The sequence below is a fragment of the Pseudomonas sp. 14P5.3.2 genome (assembly GCF_057799175.1).
This window is the reverse complement of sequence record NZ_JBYOKU010000040.1, coordinates 1-17,720: the sequence shown is the minus strand read 5'-3', so window position 1 is coordinate 17,720 and position 17,720 is coordinate 1. Positions and strand designations below refer to the sequence as shown.

Here is a 17,720-nt window from a genome sequence, read left to right as displayed (position 1 = left end):
CGAAAGCTGCCCTTCACGAATGTCCGCCTCCGGCCGACATCCGTACTTCAGGAAAAGCGGAGGTTAAGAAAAATCGTGTACGAATCCAATCGATCGTTGGGTTCATCGGGTAGGTTTCACGATCTCACCGACGCGTCGGTAAACCGTTTCTGTTATGCGCTTATCGGTATGCCCAAGCAGTCTGCTGGCATGCCCAAGATCGTCAATTTCGCTGGCTGCTTTAGGCCGGATATCCCTAAATTGGAACTGTCGAATGTTCGAAGCGAGTTGCGTATCTTCGTCCTCTAGAGCTTTCGTGATGGCAATATTTCGCGCATCGTCAAACCGCAGGCGAAGCATTGGTGCGGTCACGCGACGACCGTCCTCCGTGACGATCAAGTATGGGTTTCGGACTGCGCGTGCCTTCCGCTGTGCGAGCAGCTTTTCTATCAGCTCACCCAAGCCGTTAATGATCTCGCCGGCATCAAGCCGGATGCGGAGCTTTTTCGAGGTCTTACCCTGGGCAACCTGCAGAAAGTTGTCGGTGACATCGGTAGCGCGCATGGACAGAACATCAGCAGGGCGTTGACCAGTAAGATAGGCCAGGTCCATGGCGTCTTTGAGTTCTGGCACGGCAACGCCGTAGACGGCATTCCAAATCGTGGCATCAGCGTAAAAGTCACGTGGCGTCTCTTTGTTTTTGCGCACACCGGAGGCTGGGTTTTCCTTGTCGGTGATTCCCCATTCCCTTGCGATGTTATAAATGTGCGAGAGCAATGAGATCTCGCGGTTCGCCCGAACCTTGCCAGTCCGCTTGTCGCGGTATTGGGCTATCACCTGTGGTGTCACCGCATTGATCGGCGCTTCATTGAATACTTTCCTGAGTTGCGTCAGCGAAAGCAAGTTGTCCTTTTGGGTTCTAGGCTTTTTCCCTGGAATGATCTCGGCCTCGTATCGGTCGAAAACTTTACCCAGCAAGGTGTTCTTTTGTGGAATAGGTTTGCAGTCGAGTTTTGCCCATTCCGCCTTGGCGACATCTAAGTCGCTACCCAAAGGAATTTCCTTCCTCTTTCCCTGAGCGTCCCTTCCGTCGTAATAGTACCCGACCCACTCGGAGCCATTTTTCATTGACCTGACTCGCCTGATCATTCGAGGGGGAAGATCGCGATTTACTGCCTTTCTTGGTCGCATTTTCACCCCACACGAGAAAGATCTAGCGACCAGGCTTCAGCCGCAATGTTGTCAGATGAAGGCTTTACACCTGACAGCTTCATTCGGGCATATACGCGGCCTACAACGGGTCTTCTTGCGCCAGTAAGTACATACTTCCAGCCATTTCGATTGAGCCAGTCCAGTTGCAACGAAGGTCGTTGATATCCGGTGATTGCGACCAGTTCGTCCTCGGCAAGTGTTTCGCTATGAATTTCCACGGCTATTCCTTTCTGAATTCACGTCGGCTTGTATGGACTCGTCCTGCTGTCGTTGCATGTCTTCATCAGCCTTGTAGGCGCAGATGTCGATCAACGAGGCCATGTGCCGGATGTGGACGTATTTGAGTGCCTTGCGACTGGCGTCGATTGTGGTGATCGGAAGCTGGATCCTGCCGTTGTAGATCTCAGTCACGAATAACTGTGAATTCAGGTTACGAAAATAGGCCTCCCGCACTTTTTCCAGAGGGATCAGCACATTTCCGAAAGTGCGATAGAGCATTTCGACGGTGGTCGATTCCGGCGCCGGATGAAGGCGAAGCGGATTCTGCGTGGCTTTACTCATGGCCTTGTCGAGCCTCCTTGAGTTGTTTTCGTGCCGGGTGGTTCCAGGCATTCAGGCAGTGGCGTTTCGTCAGCTCGCGCAGATGTTCTGGCACTTCGAGGAGCGCGGCGTTGCGCTCCTCGCGTGTGCGCATGGCAACGATCTGGCGGGCGTATTCTCTAGGCCACGTCACGGCGGTCTGCCGGGATGGCGGGAAGATCGATGTCCAGCTGTTCAGCCAGCCAGCGGATGCCGGCTTGCTTGACCCGGGTCGACTGGCTGTACTGCATGCCGTATTTCTCGTCGTACCAGGGAGTGTCTTTGATTCGTAGATACTCATCGTCGCGTTTCAGATCTGCCGGCAGGTTTCCCTTGAGCAGACCCTTTTCGCGCATGCGGGCGATGAGCTTGGGACGGGTCAGGCCAAGATGAGCAGCTGTTTGGGCGAGGGTACGTTCCATGGCGCCCTCCTTAAGCCGCGTGTGCGGCAGGAGTGGCCGCTGCAGCAATTTGGCTGATGGATTCGCTGACCTTGCCGTAGATCTCGACATCGGTACCGCACGCGGTAAAACACCGGGTACGCGGGCTCTTTGTGCCAATGCTGAGGATGGCGGTGATGCAGGAGAGGGTGTGCGGGCGATGAACAACGACGTGCAGCGGCAGATCGAAGCCCATGTCGAGGCTCAGCACGCCGCCGGTGCGGATCAGCTCGAATACCCGCTGCTTGTCTTGCACTTCAAAGCGGCCGTACTGTCGACCTGCGTGGGTACGATGCACCCGATCGCTGGTGTTGCTCGGATCGAGCGGGCCGTTGGTAATCTCCTCGATGAAGTCGGCCAGCTTGAGGTGCATCTTCTTGTCGTTCGGCAGGGTCAGCGTGTGGCGTTCGCTGCCCAGTTCGATGACAAAAGTGCTTTCCACGGGGCCGCGTTCGGCCTTGAGGCGGAATGCCAGGCACTCGCGCTTCGGTGCTGTGCGCAAGACGTGGTTGAAGGTCTCGGTCAGGTTGACCTGGGCGTTGAGCAGTTGGAGGGTGCGGTTGTCGATCTTGTACTTGATCATGCCGCGTGCCCTCCGCCGTTCGGGTCGACAGGAGAGGGCTGGCAGGACTTGGAGACTAGCTTGGGTTTGTTGTTATGAATGACGACTAGGCAGCCCGTGGCGAGCTGCAGTTGTTCGATCAATTTACGATTACTGACACATGCCGGATGAACATGCAAGGTTGCAGTGGTGCGCATAGGTTTTGCCTCGCTCTGTGGTAAAGAGTGAGGCAAATATCAACCAGTGGTTAAATTAAGTCAACAACCATCAGGTGAAAAACACGGAGTGAGTATTCACTCGGGGGTGAATGACCCAACGATTTTTCCGCAAATTTGCATATCGTCCGTCATTTCTATGATGGGGTATTGCGGGTTGATCGGTTTCAAGTAATGCTTTCCGGCGTCCTTCACGAGCACCTTGAACGTGGCTTCGTTGCTGCTCGGCAAAGAAGCGATAACTCGATCACCGTTGTTCACAACGAGATCAGGGTCGACAAAAATGATGCAGCCCTCAGGGTAACTGCGACCTGGACCGGTGTTTGTCATTGAGTCTCCAACAACGCGAAGCGCATACCCTGATCTGCTGATATTCACGGGACAGGGCACCCACTGTTCGGCATGGAGTAGTTCAACGGTGGGGGCAATCTCGCACCAAGCTCCCGCTTGAACCCATGAAATCAGCGGTACTTTGTTCATGCTTGATGTCAAGGCAATGACGTTCTCGTCCTGCGCTGCTTGCGAATTACCTGCTTCGTGAGGGAAAACAGGCATGACCCCGTGCTCAAGCCATTCTCTGCGCACGCCCAGCCAAGCGGATAGCGCCGTCAAACTGTCTATTTCAGGAATGGCCGCTCCGTTAAGCCATTTACTAACGGCTTGGGCGGTCTTAACCACTCCTTTGGAGCTGAGCTGTTTGATGATGTCTGCCCCTCGGCCACGCTGGCGAACGCCATTGGCGTCCAGCGCAGTATTAAGCCGTTCGGCAAACATAAGTCTTTCGGATTCTTTATCAATCATAGGTTGATAGTCACATAATGATTGCTAATCTGTCAGTTGAATATTATTATCAACCGACAGTTGAAAGGAGGCATTCATGCTGGACCCACAGAGTTTCCCTAATGCCATTGCTTTCGCCTTTGAGGCCGTAGGCGGTATTGGAGCGGCAGCACGTGTGTGTGGACGCAGTTACCAAGCACTCAACAAGTGGAGGCTAGCAGCTTCGTTACCACGCACCGATTACACAGGTGAGACTGAGTACGCGAAATTGCTTGCTGCAGCTGCAGGAGAAAAAGGCAACCCATTCGACGCCGATTGGCTGCTTGGAAAATCTGCACCGCAGAAGACTGCATAGAAAAAAGGCGACCCAAAGGTCGCCCAGTTCCTCCCGACAGCATCACCACAATGCTATCGGGCCGCGATGTCGGTAGGTGCGCACACCACATGCCGCCGACCTCCATCGCGTTTCCAAGGCTCGGAAGCCTTGGTGTTGCTGCCGTTCTTACCACAGAGCTGGCAGCTGTTGCGCCAGGGGTGAACAACGGACTGTTCGCCCCGGCACGGTGCCGGTTGTCCCCTGCAAGGGTTACCGGCGTTTGGGCCATACCAAGCCACGCGACAAATGTATCACCACTCCCTGTCGCGCGGCACTGGCAACTTTTAGGATTAATGCCATGAGCCGAATTGCTCTCAGTTCTCTGGAACGGGCGCAGCGGGAAATCCTGCCGCTCGATTTAGCGCTGTACCACGCTGCTCGCGATTACCCGGGCGGTGCTGCTGCCATCGCTGCCACAACCGGTCGTAACCCGACCACGCTGCAGCACAAGCTGTCGCCAACCCACCCGAGCCACTCCATCAACATTCAGGAGTTTGGCGAGATCCTCGAACTGACCAAGGATCGCCGCATTCTCGATGCGGTGCATGCGCTGGTCGGCGACACGATCTGGCAGGAGCTGGCCGACACCTACACCAACGACATGCCCGAGACCCTCACCACCGGCATCGCCGAATACTTCCGCCAAGTCGCTGATCTGGCCGAGACCTGGGCCAAGAGCATCGGCGACGGCGTCGTCACTGATCAGGAACTCGCGGCGATTCGTCTGCAGGTGTTCCGGGGTATTCAAGGACTGCTGGGGTTGTTCAACCGCGCCACCTACGTCAACCAGACGACGCGAGGTGCCGACCGTGGCTGATATTGCTGACTTCGCCAACGATCTGGTGCAGGAACGTATCGATCAGGCCATGGCCGCGCGCAGCGCTGCCAAGGCCGAAAGCGCTGCCCATTCCTTGCTGTTCTGCGAAGCCTGTGACGACCCGATCCCGGAAGCGCGCCGCCTGGCCTCACCGGGTTGCTCGCAGTGCATCAGTTGCCAGTCCCTCTCTGAACGGGGGATTCAGCATGCTCGATGAGGTATTGGGTCAATTCGCCGATTACGGTCTGGAGCCAGCGCAGCCGCTGGTGTTCGGCAAGCTGACCCGCTGCAAGACATCGCAGGACAAGGGCAAGGAAAAGAACGGCTGGTACGTGGTCCACGAGCAGCGCACGGAGAAGGGCGACACGCTGATCTTCGGTGCTTTCGGTGACTGGCGTTCGGGCGAGACGCAGAAGATCAAGGTCAAGGCCGGTCGCATGTCGCCGGAAGAGCGCGAAGTGATGCGCGCTCGCCAGGAAGAAGCCAAGCGCCGCGCCGCCGAAATCGCGAACAACGCTGCGCGGCGGGCCGCGAAAAGGGCGCAGGGTTTGTTTGAGCGCATGCCGACCACCGGCCGCAGCGATTATCTGGACCGCAAGCAGATTGTTGGCATCAACGTGCGTTATGCACCGCGTACCGGCGCCGTGTTGGTCCCAATGAAGAACGCTCGTGACCAGGTCATGGGCCTGCAGGTGATCTTCCCAAACAAGCAGGAGGACACCGGCCGCGACAAATCCTACTGGCCCTACGGGATGGCGAAAGAGGGCACTTTTCACCTGCTCGGCCCGCATCCTGTACCGGGCGAACCGGTGCTGGTCTGTGAGGGTTACGCTACCGGCGCCAGCCTGCACATGGCGACGTCGCTGGCAGTGGCGGTGGCCTTCGATGCGGGGAACCTGTTGGCCGTGTGCAAGGTCATGCGCGAGCGCTTTGCCGGATGCCCGCTGATCATCTGCCGCGATGACGACTGGAAGACCGCCAAGCCCAACGGCGATGCCTGGAACCCCGGCGACGAGAAGGCTAGCAACGCCGCGTTGATCGTGGGTGCCCAGGTGGTTGCGCCGATCTTTTCGGTCGAGCGTCACGACAAGTGGACCGACTTCAACGACCTGCACGTCGCTGAGGGTTTGGACGCGGTTCGCCGGCAAGTGCTGGCCGTGGTGCGTCCGCCGGCGGCGGGTGGCTGGAAAGATCAGCTCGCCCGCAGCGAGAGCGGCGCCTTGATCGCGCACATGCAAAACGTCGAACTGATCCTCGCTCACGATGAACGCTGGGCCGGGGTGATCAGCTACTGCGCCTTCAGCTCGAAGATCGTCAAGTTACGTGCAGCGCCTTATGGCGGCGGCACCGGTGAGTGGGCCGACATCGACGACGTGCGGGTGATGAAGTGGCTCGCGCAGCAGTACAACCTGCGTGTGAAGTCTTCGCACGTGATCGAGGCCGTCAGCGTCGTGGCCCATGACCATGCCTTTCACCCGGTGCGCGAGTACCTGAAAAAACTCGAATGGGATCGTGTACCGCGCCTGGACCGCTGGCTGACGGATGTCATGGGGGTGAAGGAAACCGACTACACCTCCAAGGTCGGTAAACGCTGGCTGCTCTCGGCCGTGGCACGGGTGATGAGACCCGGCTGCAAGGCCGACTCGGTGATGATCCTCGAAGGCGTACAGGGCGCCGGTAAGTCGACCGCGATGAGCGTGCTCGGCGGTGACTGGTTCATGGACACGCCGTTTTCTCTCGGCGACAAGGACGGCTTCCAGGCGATCCGCGGTAAGTGGATCGTGGAGCTCGGCGAGCTGGACAGCTTCAACAAGGCCGAGAGCACCAAGGCCAAGCAATTCTTCTCGGCGTCCACAGACACCTACCGCGAAAGCTATGGTCGCAGAACCCTGGACGTGCCACGCCAGTGTGTCTTCGTCGGCACGACCAACCAGGACGAGTACCTCAAGGATGCCACCGGCAACCGCCGGTATTGGCCGGTGGCCTGTACCAAGGTCGACGTGCCGTTGCTGCGCGAGATCCGCGACCAGTTGTGGGCCGAAGCGATGTTCTGCTTTGAGGCCGGGGACCTCTGGTGGGTCACGCGAGAGGAAGCGCCAATGTTCAGCGAGGAACAGGACGAACGCTTTGTGGTGGACGAATGGGAAACGCCCATCCTGACCTGGCTCGAAGAGTCGCAGATTGGCGAGACCACCACCGGCAGTGAAGTGATGAGTCAGGCGCTCAAGCTCGATCCGGGTCACTGGGGAAAACCGGAGCAGATGCGCGTGGGTGCGATCCTCCATCGACTGGGGTGGCGACGGTTCCGTTTAGGTGCCTTGAGCAAGAGCGGCCAGCGGCCTTGGGCGTACAAGAAACCTGAGGGTTGGGGCAGGGCGCCTGCGCTGGAACAACCTGCGTTTGAGGAGCCGTGCTTCGATGATTAAAGCGATCGATATGGCCCTCAAGCAATGGGCGCAGGAGCTGCACAGCGATGAGGTCGCCGCCGGTTACTCGGGCGGCAACATGGTAGCCATGATGATGGACAGCGGTGGTCAGCTGGTGCGCGGCAGGCGTGGGAGCAGGGTGCCGCTGGAAGCCTCTCTGGACATTGAGCGCATCGTCAAGAAACGTCTCGATCCCGAGTTGATGACTGTGGTCAAGGTGCATTACTTCCAGCCCGATGCGCCTCTGGCTGCACGCCTTGCGAACAGTGGTTGCACACGCAACCTCTACTACCAGCGCCTGCATGACGCTCACATCGTGGTCGAGCACTTCCTCCTGGGGGAAGCGGCTTGATCGTGGGCATCCCTCTGGCTCACGCCGTCCCACCGGCCTGCCTCCGTCCCACTGCTTTTTGCAGTGGTGGGACGGGCGCAGGCCGTGTCGTTGTTGGGCTGTCCCACCGTCCCACCTTTTTCAGGCTTCCCGCCCGTGTATGCGTAGCGGGCATCAATGCGCGTGTCCACGCGCACGCGTGTTTTTAAATATTCTCTCTATACACGAGAAAAGAGAGATAAAAGTAGGACGGTGGGGCAAAGCCCCAATCTGCGGGGCTTTCAGACGTCCCACCTTATTTTACAGAGGTGGGACACATGGGACGCCGCCGAAACACCAGAAGCAGAAGCCAGCCGGGTTGAGATATTCACCGACATGCGCCAGCCGTTCACCGGGCGTCACCCACACATTCACCGGATGGCATTAAAACGGTCTTGCTGCCACCAGAATCGACCTGTAAAAAGGGGCCATCTTCGATGGGTGCGAGCGCAAAGCGCGGCAGGCCACCCACCACCTGACCCGGCCATAGCGCCGGGTCTTTTTGTTTAAGGGGCAGGGCAATGACGAACGAGCAACAGGCACTGGCAGAGATGCCGATCTGGTTGGTGATTGCCCTATCCCTGGTAGGCGGCGTGTCCGGCGAGATGTGGCGCGCTGACAAGGATGGGGCACGAGGTTGGGTGTTACTGCGCCGCCTCGCACTTAGGTCCGGCGCCTGCATCGTCTGCGGCGTGTCGGCGATGATGTTGCTGTTCGGGGCGGGCCTGTCGATCTGGACAGCGGGCGCCCTGGGTTGCCTGACCGCGATGGCCGGCGCCGATGTCGCCATCGGCTTGTACGAGCGCTGGGTGGCCAGGCGGCTGGATCTGGGCGAGGCCGAGCCGAAGGCGTGAGCCGGGCAGGCCGGGTAGGCGCAGATTTCACGGGTCCTCCCCAAGGGCCGCCCCCTACACGGGTTATCGAACTCGCGAGATCTCTCTAGCTGAAACCTTTGCAGGGATGTCCGTCTTTCCAAAGGGGTGGGGGCAGGACATGGCACTCGGATGCCGGCTCGACCGACCGGACCGGGCAGAACCCGCCGGGGACCCTGGGGATTTCCAAAGGACACGGGGTCGGAAACCCGCGGGATCTTGTTAGTGGGAGGCCCGCCAGCTTACTGAAATTTAAATCCACTGAAATCTTGAAAGGATTCATTGAAAAGCCGCTGAAAAGGAGGGCTTATGAGCACAGCTACGTACCTGTCAAAGAGCGCTTTCGCTGCGCACATCGGCCGGTCGCCGAGCTACATCACCTGGCTCAAAGAAAACGGTCGCCTGGTCCTGTCTCCCAATGGCAAGCAGGTTGATGTGCTGGCCACTGAAGCGCTGATAGGCCAATGCCGACTTATCTCCCGTGTGGCGCGCAAGTACCTGCCCAATTCCTAGTCATAGGCTTGCAATCTGAGCAATGAAGATTTCGAGATCACCAATGAGTGCGCTCATGTACTCTTGTGGGTTTCGTAAGTAGTTTGAAACCGTCGCTGTGTGCAGCGGCCGCACGGATACCGCACCCATCATTTACAGGAGTTTGAAGTTGAACAATTTCTCGCAGAGAACGCGCGCGGGCGGGAGAAGCAGCCGCAAGAGATCGTTTGTGACTATCACGCTGTTCGTTGTGGTCGGACTATTGGTCGCTGCAGCACTGGTCCAAAATCGCGGGCTGCAGATTGATGCAAAGCCCAATGGACTCGGCGTGAAGCTCAATCCGTCGGAGCAGCCGGCCCCCTATATTGCCACCCACGACGACGGCTCTCCCATCGTTACCGCACCTGATGCGAAGGTCGAGGTCCACGTCACGGGACTAACTAAATCGGCGCCTGCACAAACCTCCGCTAAGGACGGAATGTCCACCCACGGAGCGGCCTCGCCGATAGTGACCGGGCAAGGCGCTGTGGTTAAATCCACAGTCGATACTCGGCCATGAGCTGGGCAAAACTTCGCAGTGCGGTGATGATGCTTTCTGTGCTGGTGATGCCTCAGCTGGCCGAGGCTCAGTCACCGAGTATGCAGACCACGGGTCCATGTTCGTCCATCGTCAGCGGTGCGGGCGCATCGGGGACAAGTTATTGCATCGGTATCACCAAAGAAGCGTTGGAGCGCCTGACCAACATCACTGCTGCGAGCCAAGGCCGCAGGGTCTTTGTTGCAGAGGCTTGGCTCAGCCCGACTCCGATATTCGGACAACCCAGCGGTGACAAGCAATCTGTTAACGAGCAGGTTTTCTTGTCCGTGCGCGCGACGAACATCACGGCTGCACCCATTGTCTTGACAGCAGCCAAGTGGGAGATAGTCCAGGCGACAAATCTGTCGAAGGGCGGCGGCTCATTCGGCTCAAGGAACTTGCTGTGGCCTGCGCTTTCAGTGAACAAGCCAATCAAGATCGAGGCTGGAGAACAGGTCGACATCAAGTTCGGTGAGGGGTTGGAGCTGAATGGCATGGCCAGCCGCCTGCGTAAAAACCGTGAGCTGGACAGTGCTTATACATTGCCTGTCGAACCGACACGGATCAACGGCGACAGATACATCAACTGGTTCGCCGAACAGATGGGGTTGCTGTACGGGACCAGGGCCAAGCTGCGACTCACGCTTTATGAGGGGGACTACAAGCCTATCGCTAGTCTGTCGCTGCCACTCGCCCAGGGTGTGGACTTTTTCTACCATGGCGAGGCTGTGGACCAGAAAGGAAACGTACAGTACGCGCCCCGCCTGGCGTACGACGCCTTCCTCGGCCAGTATCTCGAAATGCGGGCAAAAATGGAGCCTGGGTTTCGTATCAATACTCCGCCGACCACGGTGATTGAGGTTACTCCTGATCCTACCGTGTGGGGTAAGCAAAGGTATCGAAATCTGGGGGTTCAAGAGCAGTCGGAGGAGTAAAGTGCTGCGTTAGCGTTTCAGGATCAGGGGGCTAGAGACCTGCGGCAGCTGTACTCATGGCTGCTATTCAGGCTGGCTGCCCAGACTTAAAGCTGAACCTCATGATGATCCGCTCGCTCCCTTGAAATTCATACACCCTGTAGCTCAAAGTCTCGTGAAGCCCTCTGCAGTAATCGATATCCGCACCGGGCAGCGACCCCGCGTTTCTAGCCGTGAAGTGAATGATCGCCATTAGTAGCCTGCCGACTCCGCAGCCTCGGTAGGCGCCGGACGCTCACCTCTATTTTGGGTTACTTGCGGAGATGTTTAGGATTCAAGTAACCTAGCAACAGGCACGTTCGGTAGGTGCCCGCCGTCCACTCTGGCGAAGCAATAGCGCTATCGTGATTTCACCCGTTTCAACCAACCCTGTATTGGGTTCTCGTAGTGGACAACAGGCCCAGCCTTTTGGAGGCTGATTATGCAACATGTCCTTACTTTCGCTGACGTACAGAACGTCAAGCGCCTCGCGAAGCAACTCAAACAAGCACATCCTGAACTGCCTCACGGCAAGCGGCTCGACCTTGCCGCGGCTGACCTTCTCGGTCTTCGCAACTATCACGAGCTGAACCGCCGGTTTCAGGCAGTGATCGATCAGTACCTGGATTCACCAGGTGGCCCGAATGCGGTCGCGCATTGCCTCTACTGTGACTTCCGGTTCGCGGCTGATCTTAAGGATGATCAGCGGGAGCACCGCGAGATTCACGAACGGATCATGGAGGTCCACGAGATCACCGGCTATCGCCCGGGTACCTACGTGGAGCGCGAAATCTTGAAAAAGGATGGCTATACCAAGGCGCGCGGTGGCGGCCCCATGGAAGATCGTATAGAGGGGGCACTGTTGGTTTTGCGCGGATGGTTTGATCGCTCGTATTGCAGTGCTATCGAAGCAGGCCAATGGCGTAAGCACCCATCCTTCGAGGTATACGTGGCCATGATGGTCCCGTATATCGAAGAGCTTCTTCCTGAATTGGCTCCCTCTCTGGCGCAGCGCTACGGTCGTACTCCCGGCGTGATTACCCACGGTCAGACCAACTGGCCGCTGCAATAGCATGCAAACAGAGCCCAGCTTTGGCTGGGCTTTTCCGTTATGGAAAGATGCTTTCCGCGCTGTGTTCGCTGATAAGCCTAGCCGACAGGGCCAGCAAAACTTGCCAGGGGGGGGCTAGCTATTTGAAGTCTGCTTAAGAGTCTGCACCATCAAACTGCTTTGGATGCTTCCGCTCCTTCCTGGGCTGAAGATCTTAGGTCGGAGAGCGCTCTACCCATACATGTACAAAAGGTCGTCGATCAGCTCAAGCTCTTGCTGCGTGTACTGGACCTTGTTGTGTCTTCGAATATCCTCAAGCACACCCCTGATCGGAACTTGCCGCGAAGTGTCCTGAACAATTTCGATCAAACGGTCGTAATCGGGATCTCTACCCTTGAGGTATTTTTCAATCAGTTCCTTGAGCGCTACGCGCGCCTCTAGATCGGTTAGCACTATTACTTCTCCGGCAAAATCGTGACTTCATCCACTTTGATAACAGTGGGATTACCCGGTTTGGGGATGAGTTGCTGAGCTCCCCCAGTACCGTACTCAGGATACGCTTTGGTGAAAGGTTCCAGATTAGGACCTTTCCCACCAAGCTCGTACGGCACTGTAGCGTTGGGCACACCATCTTTGTAGAGCTGAAGCGTGTCAAACTTCAAGCGTAGACGGCCATCACTCCATGCCGGATCCGGGTCAGCCGCAGTAACGTGCTTTGGTGCTCGTACTTGGAAGGCTTCCGTTGCCGCGTCCCCCGTCTCGAATTTTTCAAATCCAAAATACGACAGCCGAGCTTCCTGAGTGTTGATCGTGTTCTGTGCGTGTGTGTTTACAGTTCCGTCAGCATTCTTGTAGCCCATATACCGATACCCTGTCGCAGGCAAAGTCGAGTCCGGCCCGGATGGTCCGACATAGAAGTCTGGTTTCGACTCGATGACGGCCGGTGGAGTGACGTCTCCCGTCTTTACGCTGGAGTCTGCAAGGGTAGGGGTAGTGCTCGGAGATGATCCCCCTCCGGGCTTGGGGCAGTTTGCAGTGGGCTTCAGTGGTGCCTTTTTAGCGACACCGGTCGCCGCCCTGGTAATCGCCCTAAACATCAGACCAAGCGGATCTACCCAGCCGGTAGGGTTCGGTACGTACTGGTAGTTGTTGAGTCCACCTGCAAGCTTAACCGGATCCGGAGTTTGAAACCGTCCTGTGCCCGGGTTGTAGTACCGGTGGCGGTTGTAGTGAAGTCCACTCTCTGCGTCGAAATACTGGCCTTGAAACCGTAGCGGGTTGTCGATCTCTGCGACATCCAGCTTAGCCAGGTTGCCGTAGGCCCGATACTGGGCTGACCACATTACCGCGCCGCTGTAATCGGTGATTTCCTGCGGTGTGCCCAGGTGATCGAGATGGTAATAGAAAGGCGCTGCCTTGAGCGGGCCTTCACCGTCGAGCATCGCCAAGGGGCGGAAGCTGTCTGGTTCATAGACATAGGTGCGATACCGACTTTCACCGCTCTCTACAATCAGCCGTTCGCCTTGCCAGAGGAATTCGGTGGTGTGGCCATCGACTGTTTTCTCGATACGTCGACCGAAGGCGTCGTACTTGTAGGTCGCGATACTGCCGCCGGGTAGGCTGACGCCGATCAAGCGATGCTGGCAGTCATAGCGGTATTCAGTGACGAGCTTCTGCCCTGTACCGCGGCGCTCGCGAATCAGATTTCCGTAGGCGTCGTAGTCGTAGTGACGGTCACCCTGCATCAGCAGGCGGTTGCCTTTGATGTTGGCAAGGTTGGCGGTGCCTTCGTTGTTCTGGCCCAGCAGATTGCCGGCTGGGTCGTGCGCGAAGCTCTCCGGTATTGAACCGCGAACACTGATCAGGCGATCAAGCGGATCATAGTGAAAGTTGCGGGCACCTTTAAGGCTATCGTTGATACCTGCAAGGTTACCCGCCGCGTCGTAATTATATCGGCGCTGCAGCAGAACGCTATCACGCTGGCTAACGTTTTGCGCCTGCAGTCGACCCTGATCGTCGTATTGATACTGACTCAACAGCAAGCCTTGCTGACGTTGCTGTTCACGACCAGCTTTGAACTGGTGAGATGTCAGGCGAGAACCGTTGAGGTCAATGCTGCTGAGATTGCCGCCGGGTAACCGGCGATAGTCGAGCTTGCTACCGTCCGGTAGACGGCAATGCTTTAGTCGGCCTACGTTGTCGTACTCGTAGCGCAGGGTGCCCCAACCCTGGTGCTCGGTAATCAGCCGATCTTGGGAGTCGTATTCATAAGCCAGTGGCCAATGACCGTCATCAACATTGACCAAGCGACCGAGTGCGTCATAGCTGTAGTGAACTTCCTCACCATCGGCCAATTTCTTCACAAGCAAGCGGCCAGCGGAGTCACGTTGGTATTCAGTGACCAGCTCGCTACCGTCGTCGCCGTACTCAGTTCTCTTCAGCAGGTTGCCATTCAGGTCATATTCGTAGGCAGTACGGCGACCATCAAATCCCGTCTCCTGCTGTATCAGCCCGTTTGAGTAATAGTCGAGCTGATAATGTTCGCCGCGCTCGTTTTCGATCTCAGTCAACAGCAGGCGTGAGTTGTCGTAGCGATAGAGCAGCTCACTGCCGTCCGGGTTGATGCGGCGGCTGACAAGTTGCAGATTGTCGGCGTATTCGTAGCGTGTGATACGGCCTAGTTCATCGCGCTCGGCTGTGACCTTGCCGTAGGCGTTATAGGTATAAGTGCGGGTCGCACCGCCAGGCTGTGTGGTCTGCGTCAAGCGGCCAGCCGCATCCCATTGGTAATGGGTGATCGAGCCGTGTTCGTCCTGGCGGGTGATTTGACGACCCAGTGCGTCGTAGCGGTATTTACGACGACCACCATCGGGCAATGCTTCTTCGAGCAATTGACCCAGTCCATTCCAGGCGAGCTGATGCCGTCCGCCGTCTGGATGAACGATCTCCAGCACGCGACCTTGGGCATCGTAGCTGTAGTGTGTTTCGTTGCCGTCAGGATCTGTCTGGCGGGTGATATCGCCTTGGCTATTTCGCTGGTATTTCCAGCTCGCTTTACCTCGGTGAATCTCACTCACAAAGCCATGTCGATATTCGTAGAACGTCGGCGCATCTTCAGGAGGAATAACAACGGCAAGCAGGCCGGCATCGTTGTAACGGTATTCGGTAATTGCTCCGAGAGGATCCTTTTCTGCAATCAGCCGACCTTTGTCGTCATAGGTCTTTTGAGTCTCAGCGCCGTCCGCAGCGATCTCGCTGATGAGTCGAGCATTTTCGTCATGCACATAAACCTGCTCGCTCCCATCCGCGTTTGTAACGGTAACCTTGCCGGCATCGTCCCAAGCGTACTGCGAGTCCATCTGCGAAAAGCTGGCCCAGTGACGGATGCTGCGTGACGATTTGCCTTCGTTTTCCCACTCCCAGAAAAAGCTCGCACCACCGGCCAGTTGTCGTTCAAAAATGACGTGTTGGTCGTTGTAACGATAGTGTTCAGTTTCACCGGCAGCATTGGTGGCGCTGATGAGTTGGCCCTGTGCGTTATACCGATAGGTCACTAGCGTTTGAACGGTGATCCATGGCTCCTGCCGTTGACCCTGCTCCGTGTACTCAGCACGGCGCTGCTGATAATCCACGGCAACGATGTGACGATCTTCGTGGCGGACTAACAGGGAGCGTCCGGCGTTGTTGTCGATACGCTGGATTCGGTCAGCGAAGTCGTAACTCAGCTGTAACTGGTTGTTGTACGCGTCACTGATGGTGATCAAGCGTCCCGCACGGAAATGATAAAAGCGCGGATCCTGCCCGGCCTGCGTCAGGATGAGTTCGCCTGGTGTCGATCCCAGGTAGATGGCCGCTTTCGACAGACTGTTGATAATGGCGGGGCGTTGCTGCGTCGGCATGGGAAAACGAGTGGTTCGGTTTTCGTTATCCGTCCACAGGACGCCCTCATCATCCAGAGCCAATCGATGAGAAAGAGCGTGGCTCCATCCAAACCCAAGGCGGCTGTCGATCTCGACCGCACTGGTGCGATAGAGGCGCGTCCACTCAAACGGAAGCAGACCATCGAGTTGACCATCGGTAAGAGTCAGTAATTCTTCGCCCGTGACCATCGAGACCGGGCAGCCATTGGTGCAAGTGTCTTGCGCCGGCGCCGCGCTTTTGTCGTCAGGATTCTTCGATTGTTTCGAGGCGTCATCGGGACGCTTGCCGTGCTCAACGGTCGCATTACGTTTGCCATCAAAGCGTAGCTGCGCGACTCCTTTTTCTACACGAGTCGCCACTCCACGAGCTGCGACAGCGACGTATTTACCGACGTAACCCATGAAGCCTTTGATGATGGAGAACAACGACTTCACAAAGCCAGTAACAGCCTTGATGATGATCTGGCTGTACTTAGCGAGGCGCGCGGCGAGGTAAAACAACCCGGCGCCTTCGGCCGCAACGGTCAGCACGACTGAAATTACAATGTCGATGAGGATCCCGATAACGGCAGCGGATGTCATCTTCGCCGTTTGGCCGGCCATCTGTGTTGGTGGTAATCCCGCGACCCAGATAGACGCACAGTGAACCATCAGAAACAACGCAGCTTCGTCACTTGCCAGCAGCATGGCTTGCTTCATGACGTCCGGCGCGTCTTCGGCAAGCTTTACCAGTTCCGCTGCTCCTGCACCCAAATCTGCTGCGAAATCTTTAGGGTTCTGAAGAATGTCCAGGGCCTTCGAGATGCCATCCCAAACTCCCTTGATAGCCTCCCATCCACCCTCAAGAATGCCGACCCCAATTGCCATCGCTTTGGCTGACGCACTCTGATTCGACCACTGCGGTTTGAAGCCTGCCCATTCTTTTCGCAGGAATCCTTCGAGATCGGCAGCTAAGCCGTCGTAGGATTTGAACAGCGTGTCGATCTGCGCAGGCGTCACCTGATCGTGGACGTGGATTTTATAGGATTTTCCAGGCTCTCCCTGAAAACTGCCTTTACCCTGTTTGTCCAAGGTAATCGTCGACTTGGCGCCCCCGTCCACGGCAATGATATCGACTTTGATATCGCCGATAGGAATGTCGAAAACCGATTCGAATTTGCTTTCAATCAGCAGTGGCCCTACAAGCGGGCACTTGGCGACGTATGAAAAATCACCATCAGTCATGCTGACAGACTTGCTGGAGTCACCGGCCTTGATCACGCGCTCCATACCAAGCAGGGAGGGCATGTTAGCTGCTCGGCTGGCTTTGTCAGCAAGCTGTGCGTACCAGCTCTTGGTTTCCTCGCGGTAAAGCTTGAGGCTGTTTTTGAAGGAGTCCAATTGGGTTTCGATAGTGGCAACGCGATCCATCAGCCTTGCTCCAGAATCAGGTGGTTTAACAGTGCTTCTTTAAGGTTTTTCGGCGCATCCGGGCGGCGCACGAAACGGCTGACTTTCAGCTTCAGGTTGTTCTCAGGCCAAGCGTTGTAAATATCCGGGCGGTCTTCTTCCAGCCACTGCATCAGGTTGCTGATCAGTGTCGTCGGGTTGTCCTTGGCTAAGCCATCCAGCAAATCCTTCGGCACCTCCCACCACGGCCAATCCTTCACCTTCGGCAACACCCGCGTTCCAACCTCCAGCGTCTGCCCATTAATCAAATACCGCTCAAACATCGGCATTACTTCCCCAGCCTTCTCCCCAAGCCCCTTCAGAATCGGGTAGATATGCCGCCCATCCCAGAAGCGGAAAAACACCTCAGTTCCGTCCGGCATCTTCACCTGTGTCAGGCTGCGCAGGTGCTCGAACACGTCGTTCGGTTCGGCGCGTGATACTGCCAGCCAGCCCCAGTCGAGGGCGTCGGTTTCGGCGATCCACGGCAGGAATGCCGAGTTCGGTTTGAGTTCGGTGACGTAGGGCATCACCGGTTGCCAGGTGGAGTAGGGCGTGCCGCCCCAGATCGGCAGGAGCTGGGCGGTGGGTTCGGTCAGGTACAGGGTTTTCAGCGCGTCGGCATCGCTCGCTGCACTGATGATCAGGTACAGGCGCTCGCCAGTCTGCAA

At 57.1% G+C, this 17,720-nt stretch carries 19 protein-coding genes and 1 pseudogene; 10 read left to right on the top strand and 10 right to left on the bottom strand.

Annotation, left to right across the window (positions count from 1 at the left end):
- Positions 1-102: 102 nt before the first annotated feature.
- The 7 genes from AC27VU_RS24680 to AC27VU_RS24650 form a co-directional block, all read right to left on the bottom strand.
- Positions 103-1,170: a tyrosine-type recombinase/integrase gene (locus tag AC27VU_RS24680; RefSeq protein WP_488725101.1), complete on the bottom strand. Its 1,068-nt coding sequence runs from the start codon at positions 1,168-1,170 to the stop codon at positions 103-105.
- 2 nt (positions 1,171-1,172) lie between these two features.
- On the bottom strand, positions 1,173-1,409 hold the full coding sequence (locus AC27VU_RS24675) for a DUF4224 domain-containing protein (RefSeq protein WP_116254740.1): 237 nt from the start codon (positions 1,407-1,409) through the stop codon (positions 1,173-1,175).
- Positions 1,396-1,752 carry a pyocin activator PrtN family protein gene (locus AC27VU_RS24670; RefSeq protein ID WP_488725100.1) on the bottom strand — a complete coding sequence of 119 codons (357 nt, stop codon included), beginning with the start codon at positions 1,750-1,752 and terminating at the stop codon, positions 1,396-1,398. Before AC27VU_RS24670 ends, AC27VU_RS24675 begins: the two co-directional genes overlap by 14 nt.
- Positions 1,745-1,885, bottom strand: coding sequence for a hypothetical protein (locus tag AC27VU_RS24665; protein WP_170929787.1), 141 nt, complete (start codon positions 1,883-1,885; stop codon positions 1,745-1,747). The genes AC27VU_RS24670 and AC27VU_RS24665 overlap by 8 nt, the downstream gene beginning before the upstream one ends.
- Before the next feature lie 25 nt (positions 1,886-1,910).
- The gene (locus tag AC27VU_RS24660) at positions 1,911-2,192 is read right to left on the bottom strand and encodes a phage antirepressor KilAC domain-containing protein (protein WP_488725099.1); all 282 of its coding nucleotides are present in this window, start codon (positions 2,190-2,192) and stop codon (positions 1,911-1,913) included.
- A gap of 10 nt (positions 2,193-2,202) precedes the next feature.
- Positions 2,203-2,793 carry a hypothetical protein gene (locus AC27VU_RS24655; protein WP_488725098.1) on the bottom strand — a complete coding sequence of 197 codons (591 nt, stop codon included), beginning with the start codon at positions 2,791-2,793 and terminating at the stop codon, positions 2,203-2,205.
- Positions 2,794-3,065: 272 nt separating this feature from the next.
- The gene (locus tag AC27VU_RS24650) at positions 3,066-3,788 is read right to left on the bottom strand and encodes a LexA family protein (RefSeq protein WP_488725097.1); all 723 of its coding nucleotides are present in this window, start codon (positions 3,786-3,788) and stop codon (positions 3,066-3,068) included.
- A gap of 76 nt (positions 3,789-3,864) precedes the next feature.
- Here AC27VU_RS24650 and AC27VU_RS24645 point away from each other — a divergent pair, with 76 nt between their 5' ends.
- From AC27VU_RS24645 to AC27VU_RS24600, 10 genes and pseudogenes are all read left to right on the top strand, one after another.
- On the top strand, positions 3,865-4,122 hold the full coding sequence (locus AC27VU_RS24645; protein WP_085700750.1) for a hypothetical protein: 258 nt from the start codon (positions 3,865-3,867) through the stop codon (positions 4,120-4,122).
- Between the two features lie 319 nt (positions 4,123-4,441).
- On the top strand, positions 4,442-4,960 hold the full coding sequence (locus AC27VU_RS24640) for a phage regulatory CII family protein (RefSeq protein WP_009049401.1): 519 nt from the start codon (positions 4,442-4,444) through the stop codon (positions 4,958-4,960).
- Positions 4,953-5,177, top strand: a complete 225-nt coding sequence (locus AC27VU_RS24635; RefSeq protein ID WP_116254822.1) for a TraR/DksA family transcriptional regulator — start codon at positions 4,953-4,955, stop codon at positions 5,175-5,177. The genes AC27VU_RS24640 and AC27VU_RS24635 overlap by 8 nt, the downstream gene beginning before the upstream one ends.
- Positions 5,167-7,386, top strand: a complete 2,220-nt coding sequence (locus AC27VU_RS24630; protein ID WP_488725096.1) for a VapE domain-containing protein — start codon at positions 5,167-5,169, stop codon at positions 7,384-7,386. Before AC27VU_RS24635 ends, AC27VU_RS24630 begins: the two co-directional genes overlap by 11 nt.
- A complete protein-coding gene (locus AC27VU_RS24625) occupies positions 7,379-7,738 on the top strand; it encodes a PA0613 family protein (RefSeq protein ID WP_008080173.1) in 360 nt (119 codons plus the stop codon). The genes AC27VU_RS24630 and AC27VU_RS24625 overlap by 8 nt, the downstream gene beginning before the upstream one ends.
- Positions 7,739-8,277: 539 nt before the next feature.
- On the top strand, positions 8,278-8,610 hold the full coding sequence (locus AC27VU_RS24620; protein WP_488725095.1) for a phage holin family protein: 333 nt from the start codon (positions 8,278-8,280) through the stop codon (positions 8,608-8,610).
- A gap of 327 nt (positions 8,611-8,937) precedes the next feature.
- Positions 8,938-9,087: pseudogene (locus AC27VU_RS24615) on the top strand (terminase small subunit); the annotation flags it as partial.
- Positions 9,088-9,349: 262 nt separating this feature from the next.
- A complete protein-coding gene (locus tag AC27VU_RS24610) occupies positions 9,350-9,679 on the top strand; it encodes a hypothetical protein (RefSeq protein WP_488725094.1) in 330 nt (109 codons plus the stop codon).
- Complete coding sequence (locus AC27VU_RS24605; RefSeq protein ID WP_488725093.1) at positions 9,676-10,632, top strand: hypothetical protein; 957 nt, start codon at positions 9,676-9,678, stop codon at positions 10,630-10,632. The genes AC27VU_RS24610 and AC27VU_RS24605 overlap by 4 nt, the downstream gene beginning before the upstream one ends.
- A 460-nt stretch (positions 10,633-11,092) precedes the next feature.
- The gene (locus AC27VU_RS24600) at positions 11,093-11,722 is read left to right on the top strand and encodes a hypothetical protein (RefSeq protein ID WP_488725092.1); all 630 of its coding nucleotides are present in this window, start codon (positions 11,093-11,095) and stop codon (positions 11,720-11,722) included.
- Between the two features lie 210 nt (positions 11,723-11,932).
- On the opposite strand, the gene AC27VU_RS24595 is transcribed toward AC27VU_RS24600, so the two are convergent.
- The 3 genes from AC27VU_RS24595 to AC27VU_RS24585 form a co-directional block, all read right to left on the bottom strand.
- Positions 11,933-12,154: a hypothetical protein gene (locus AC27VU_RS24595; RefSeq protein ID WP_488725091.1), complete on the bottom strand. Its 222-nt coding sequence runs from the start codon at positions 12,152-12,154 to the stop codon at positions 11,933-11,935.
- Positions 12,155-12,156: 2 nt separating this feature from the next.
- On the bottom strand, positions 12,157-17,031 hold the full coding sequence (locus AC27VU_RS24590; protein WP_488725090.1) for an RHS repeat-associated core domain-containing protein: 4,875 nt from the start codon (positions 17,029-17,031) through the stop codon (positions 12,157-12,159).
- The coding region (locus AC27VU_RS24585) for a DUF4123 domain-containing protein (protein WP_488725089.1) at positions 17,031-17,720 on the bottom strand (690 nt) is incomplete at its 5' end. The genes AC27VU_RS24585 and AC27VU_RS24590, both read right to left, overlap by 1 nt.

What these genes read in the sequence shown, in the direction of transcription:
- AC27VU_RS24670 (WP_488725100.1), bottom strand. Translation starts at nt 1,752, where the DNA reads ATGAGTAAAGCCACGCAGAATCCGCTTCGCCTTCATCCGGCGCCGGAA.
- AC27VU_RS24605 (WP_488725093.1), top strand. Translation starts at nt 9,676, where the DNA reads ATGAGCTGGGCAAAACTTCGCAGTGCGGTGATGATGCTTTCTGTGCTG.
- AC27VU_RS24650 (WP_488725097.1), bottom strand. Translation starts at nt 3,788, where the DNA reads ATGATTGATAAAGAATCCGAAAGACTTATGTTTGCCGAACGGCTTAAT.
- AC27VU_RS24625 (WP_008080173.1), top strand. Translation starts at nt 7,379, where the DNA reads ATGATTAAAGCGATCGATATGGCCCTCAAGCAATGGGCGCAGGAGCTG.
- AC27VU_RS24645 (WP_085700750.1), top strand. Translation starts at nt 3,865, where the DNA reads ATGCTGGACCCACAGAGTTTCCCTAATGCCATTGCTTTCGCCTTTGAG.
- AC27VU_RS24640 (WP_009049401.1), top strand. Translation starts at nt 4,442, where the DNA reads ATGAGCCGAATTGCTCTCAGTTCTCTGGAACGGGCGCAGCGGGAAATC.
- AC27VU_RS24590 (WP_488725090.1), bottom strand. Translation starts at nt 17,031, where the DNA reads ATGGATCGCGTTGCCACTATCGAAACCCAATTGGACTCCTTCAAAAAC.
- AC27VU_RS24665 (WP_170929787.1), bottom strand. Translation starts at nt 1,885, where the DNA reads ATGCGCACACGCGAGGAGCGCAACGCCGCGCTCCTCGAAGTGCCAGAA.
- AC27VU_RS24630 (WP_488725096.1), top strand. Translation starts at nt 5,167, where the DNA reads ATGCTCGATGAGGTATTGGGTCAATTCGCCGATTACGGTCTGGAGCCA.
- AC27VU_RS24600 (WP_488725092.1), top strand. Translation starts at nt 11,093, where the DNA reads ATGCAACATGTCCTTACTTTCGCTGACGTACAGAACGTCAAGCGCCTC.
- AC27VU_RS24680 (WP_488725101.1), bottom strand. Translation starts at nt 1,170, where the DNA reads ATGCGACCAAGAAAGGCAGTAAATCGCGATCTTCCCCCTCGAATGATC.
- AC27VU_RS24660 (WP_488725099.1), bottom strand. Translation starts at nt 2,192, where the DNA reads ATGGAACGTACCCTCGCCCAAACAGCTGCTCATCTTGGCCTGACCCGT.
- AC27VU_RS24620 (WP_488725095.1), top strand. Translation starts at nt 8,278, where the DNA reads ATGACGAACGAGCAACAGGCACTGGCAGAGATGCCGATCTGGTTGGTG.
- AC27VU_RS24655 (WP_488725098.1), bottom strand. Translation starts at nt 2,793, where the DNA reads ATGATCAAGTACAAGATCGACAACCGCACCCTCCAACTGCTCAACGCC.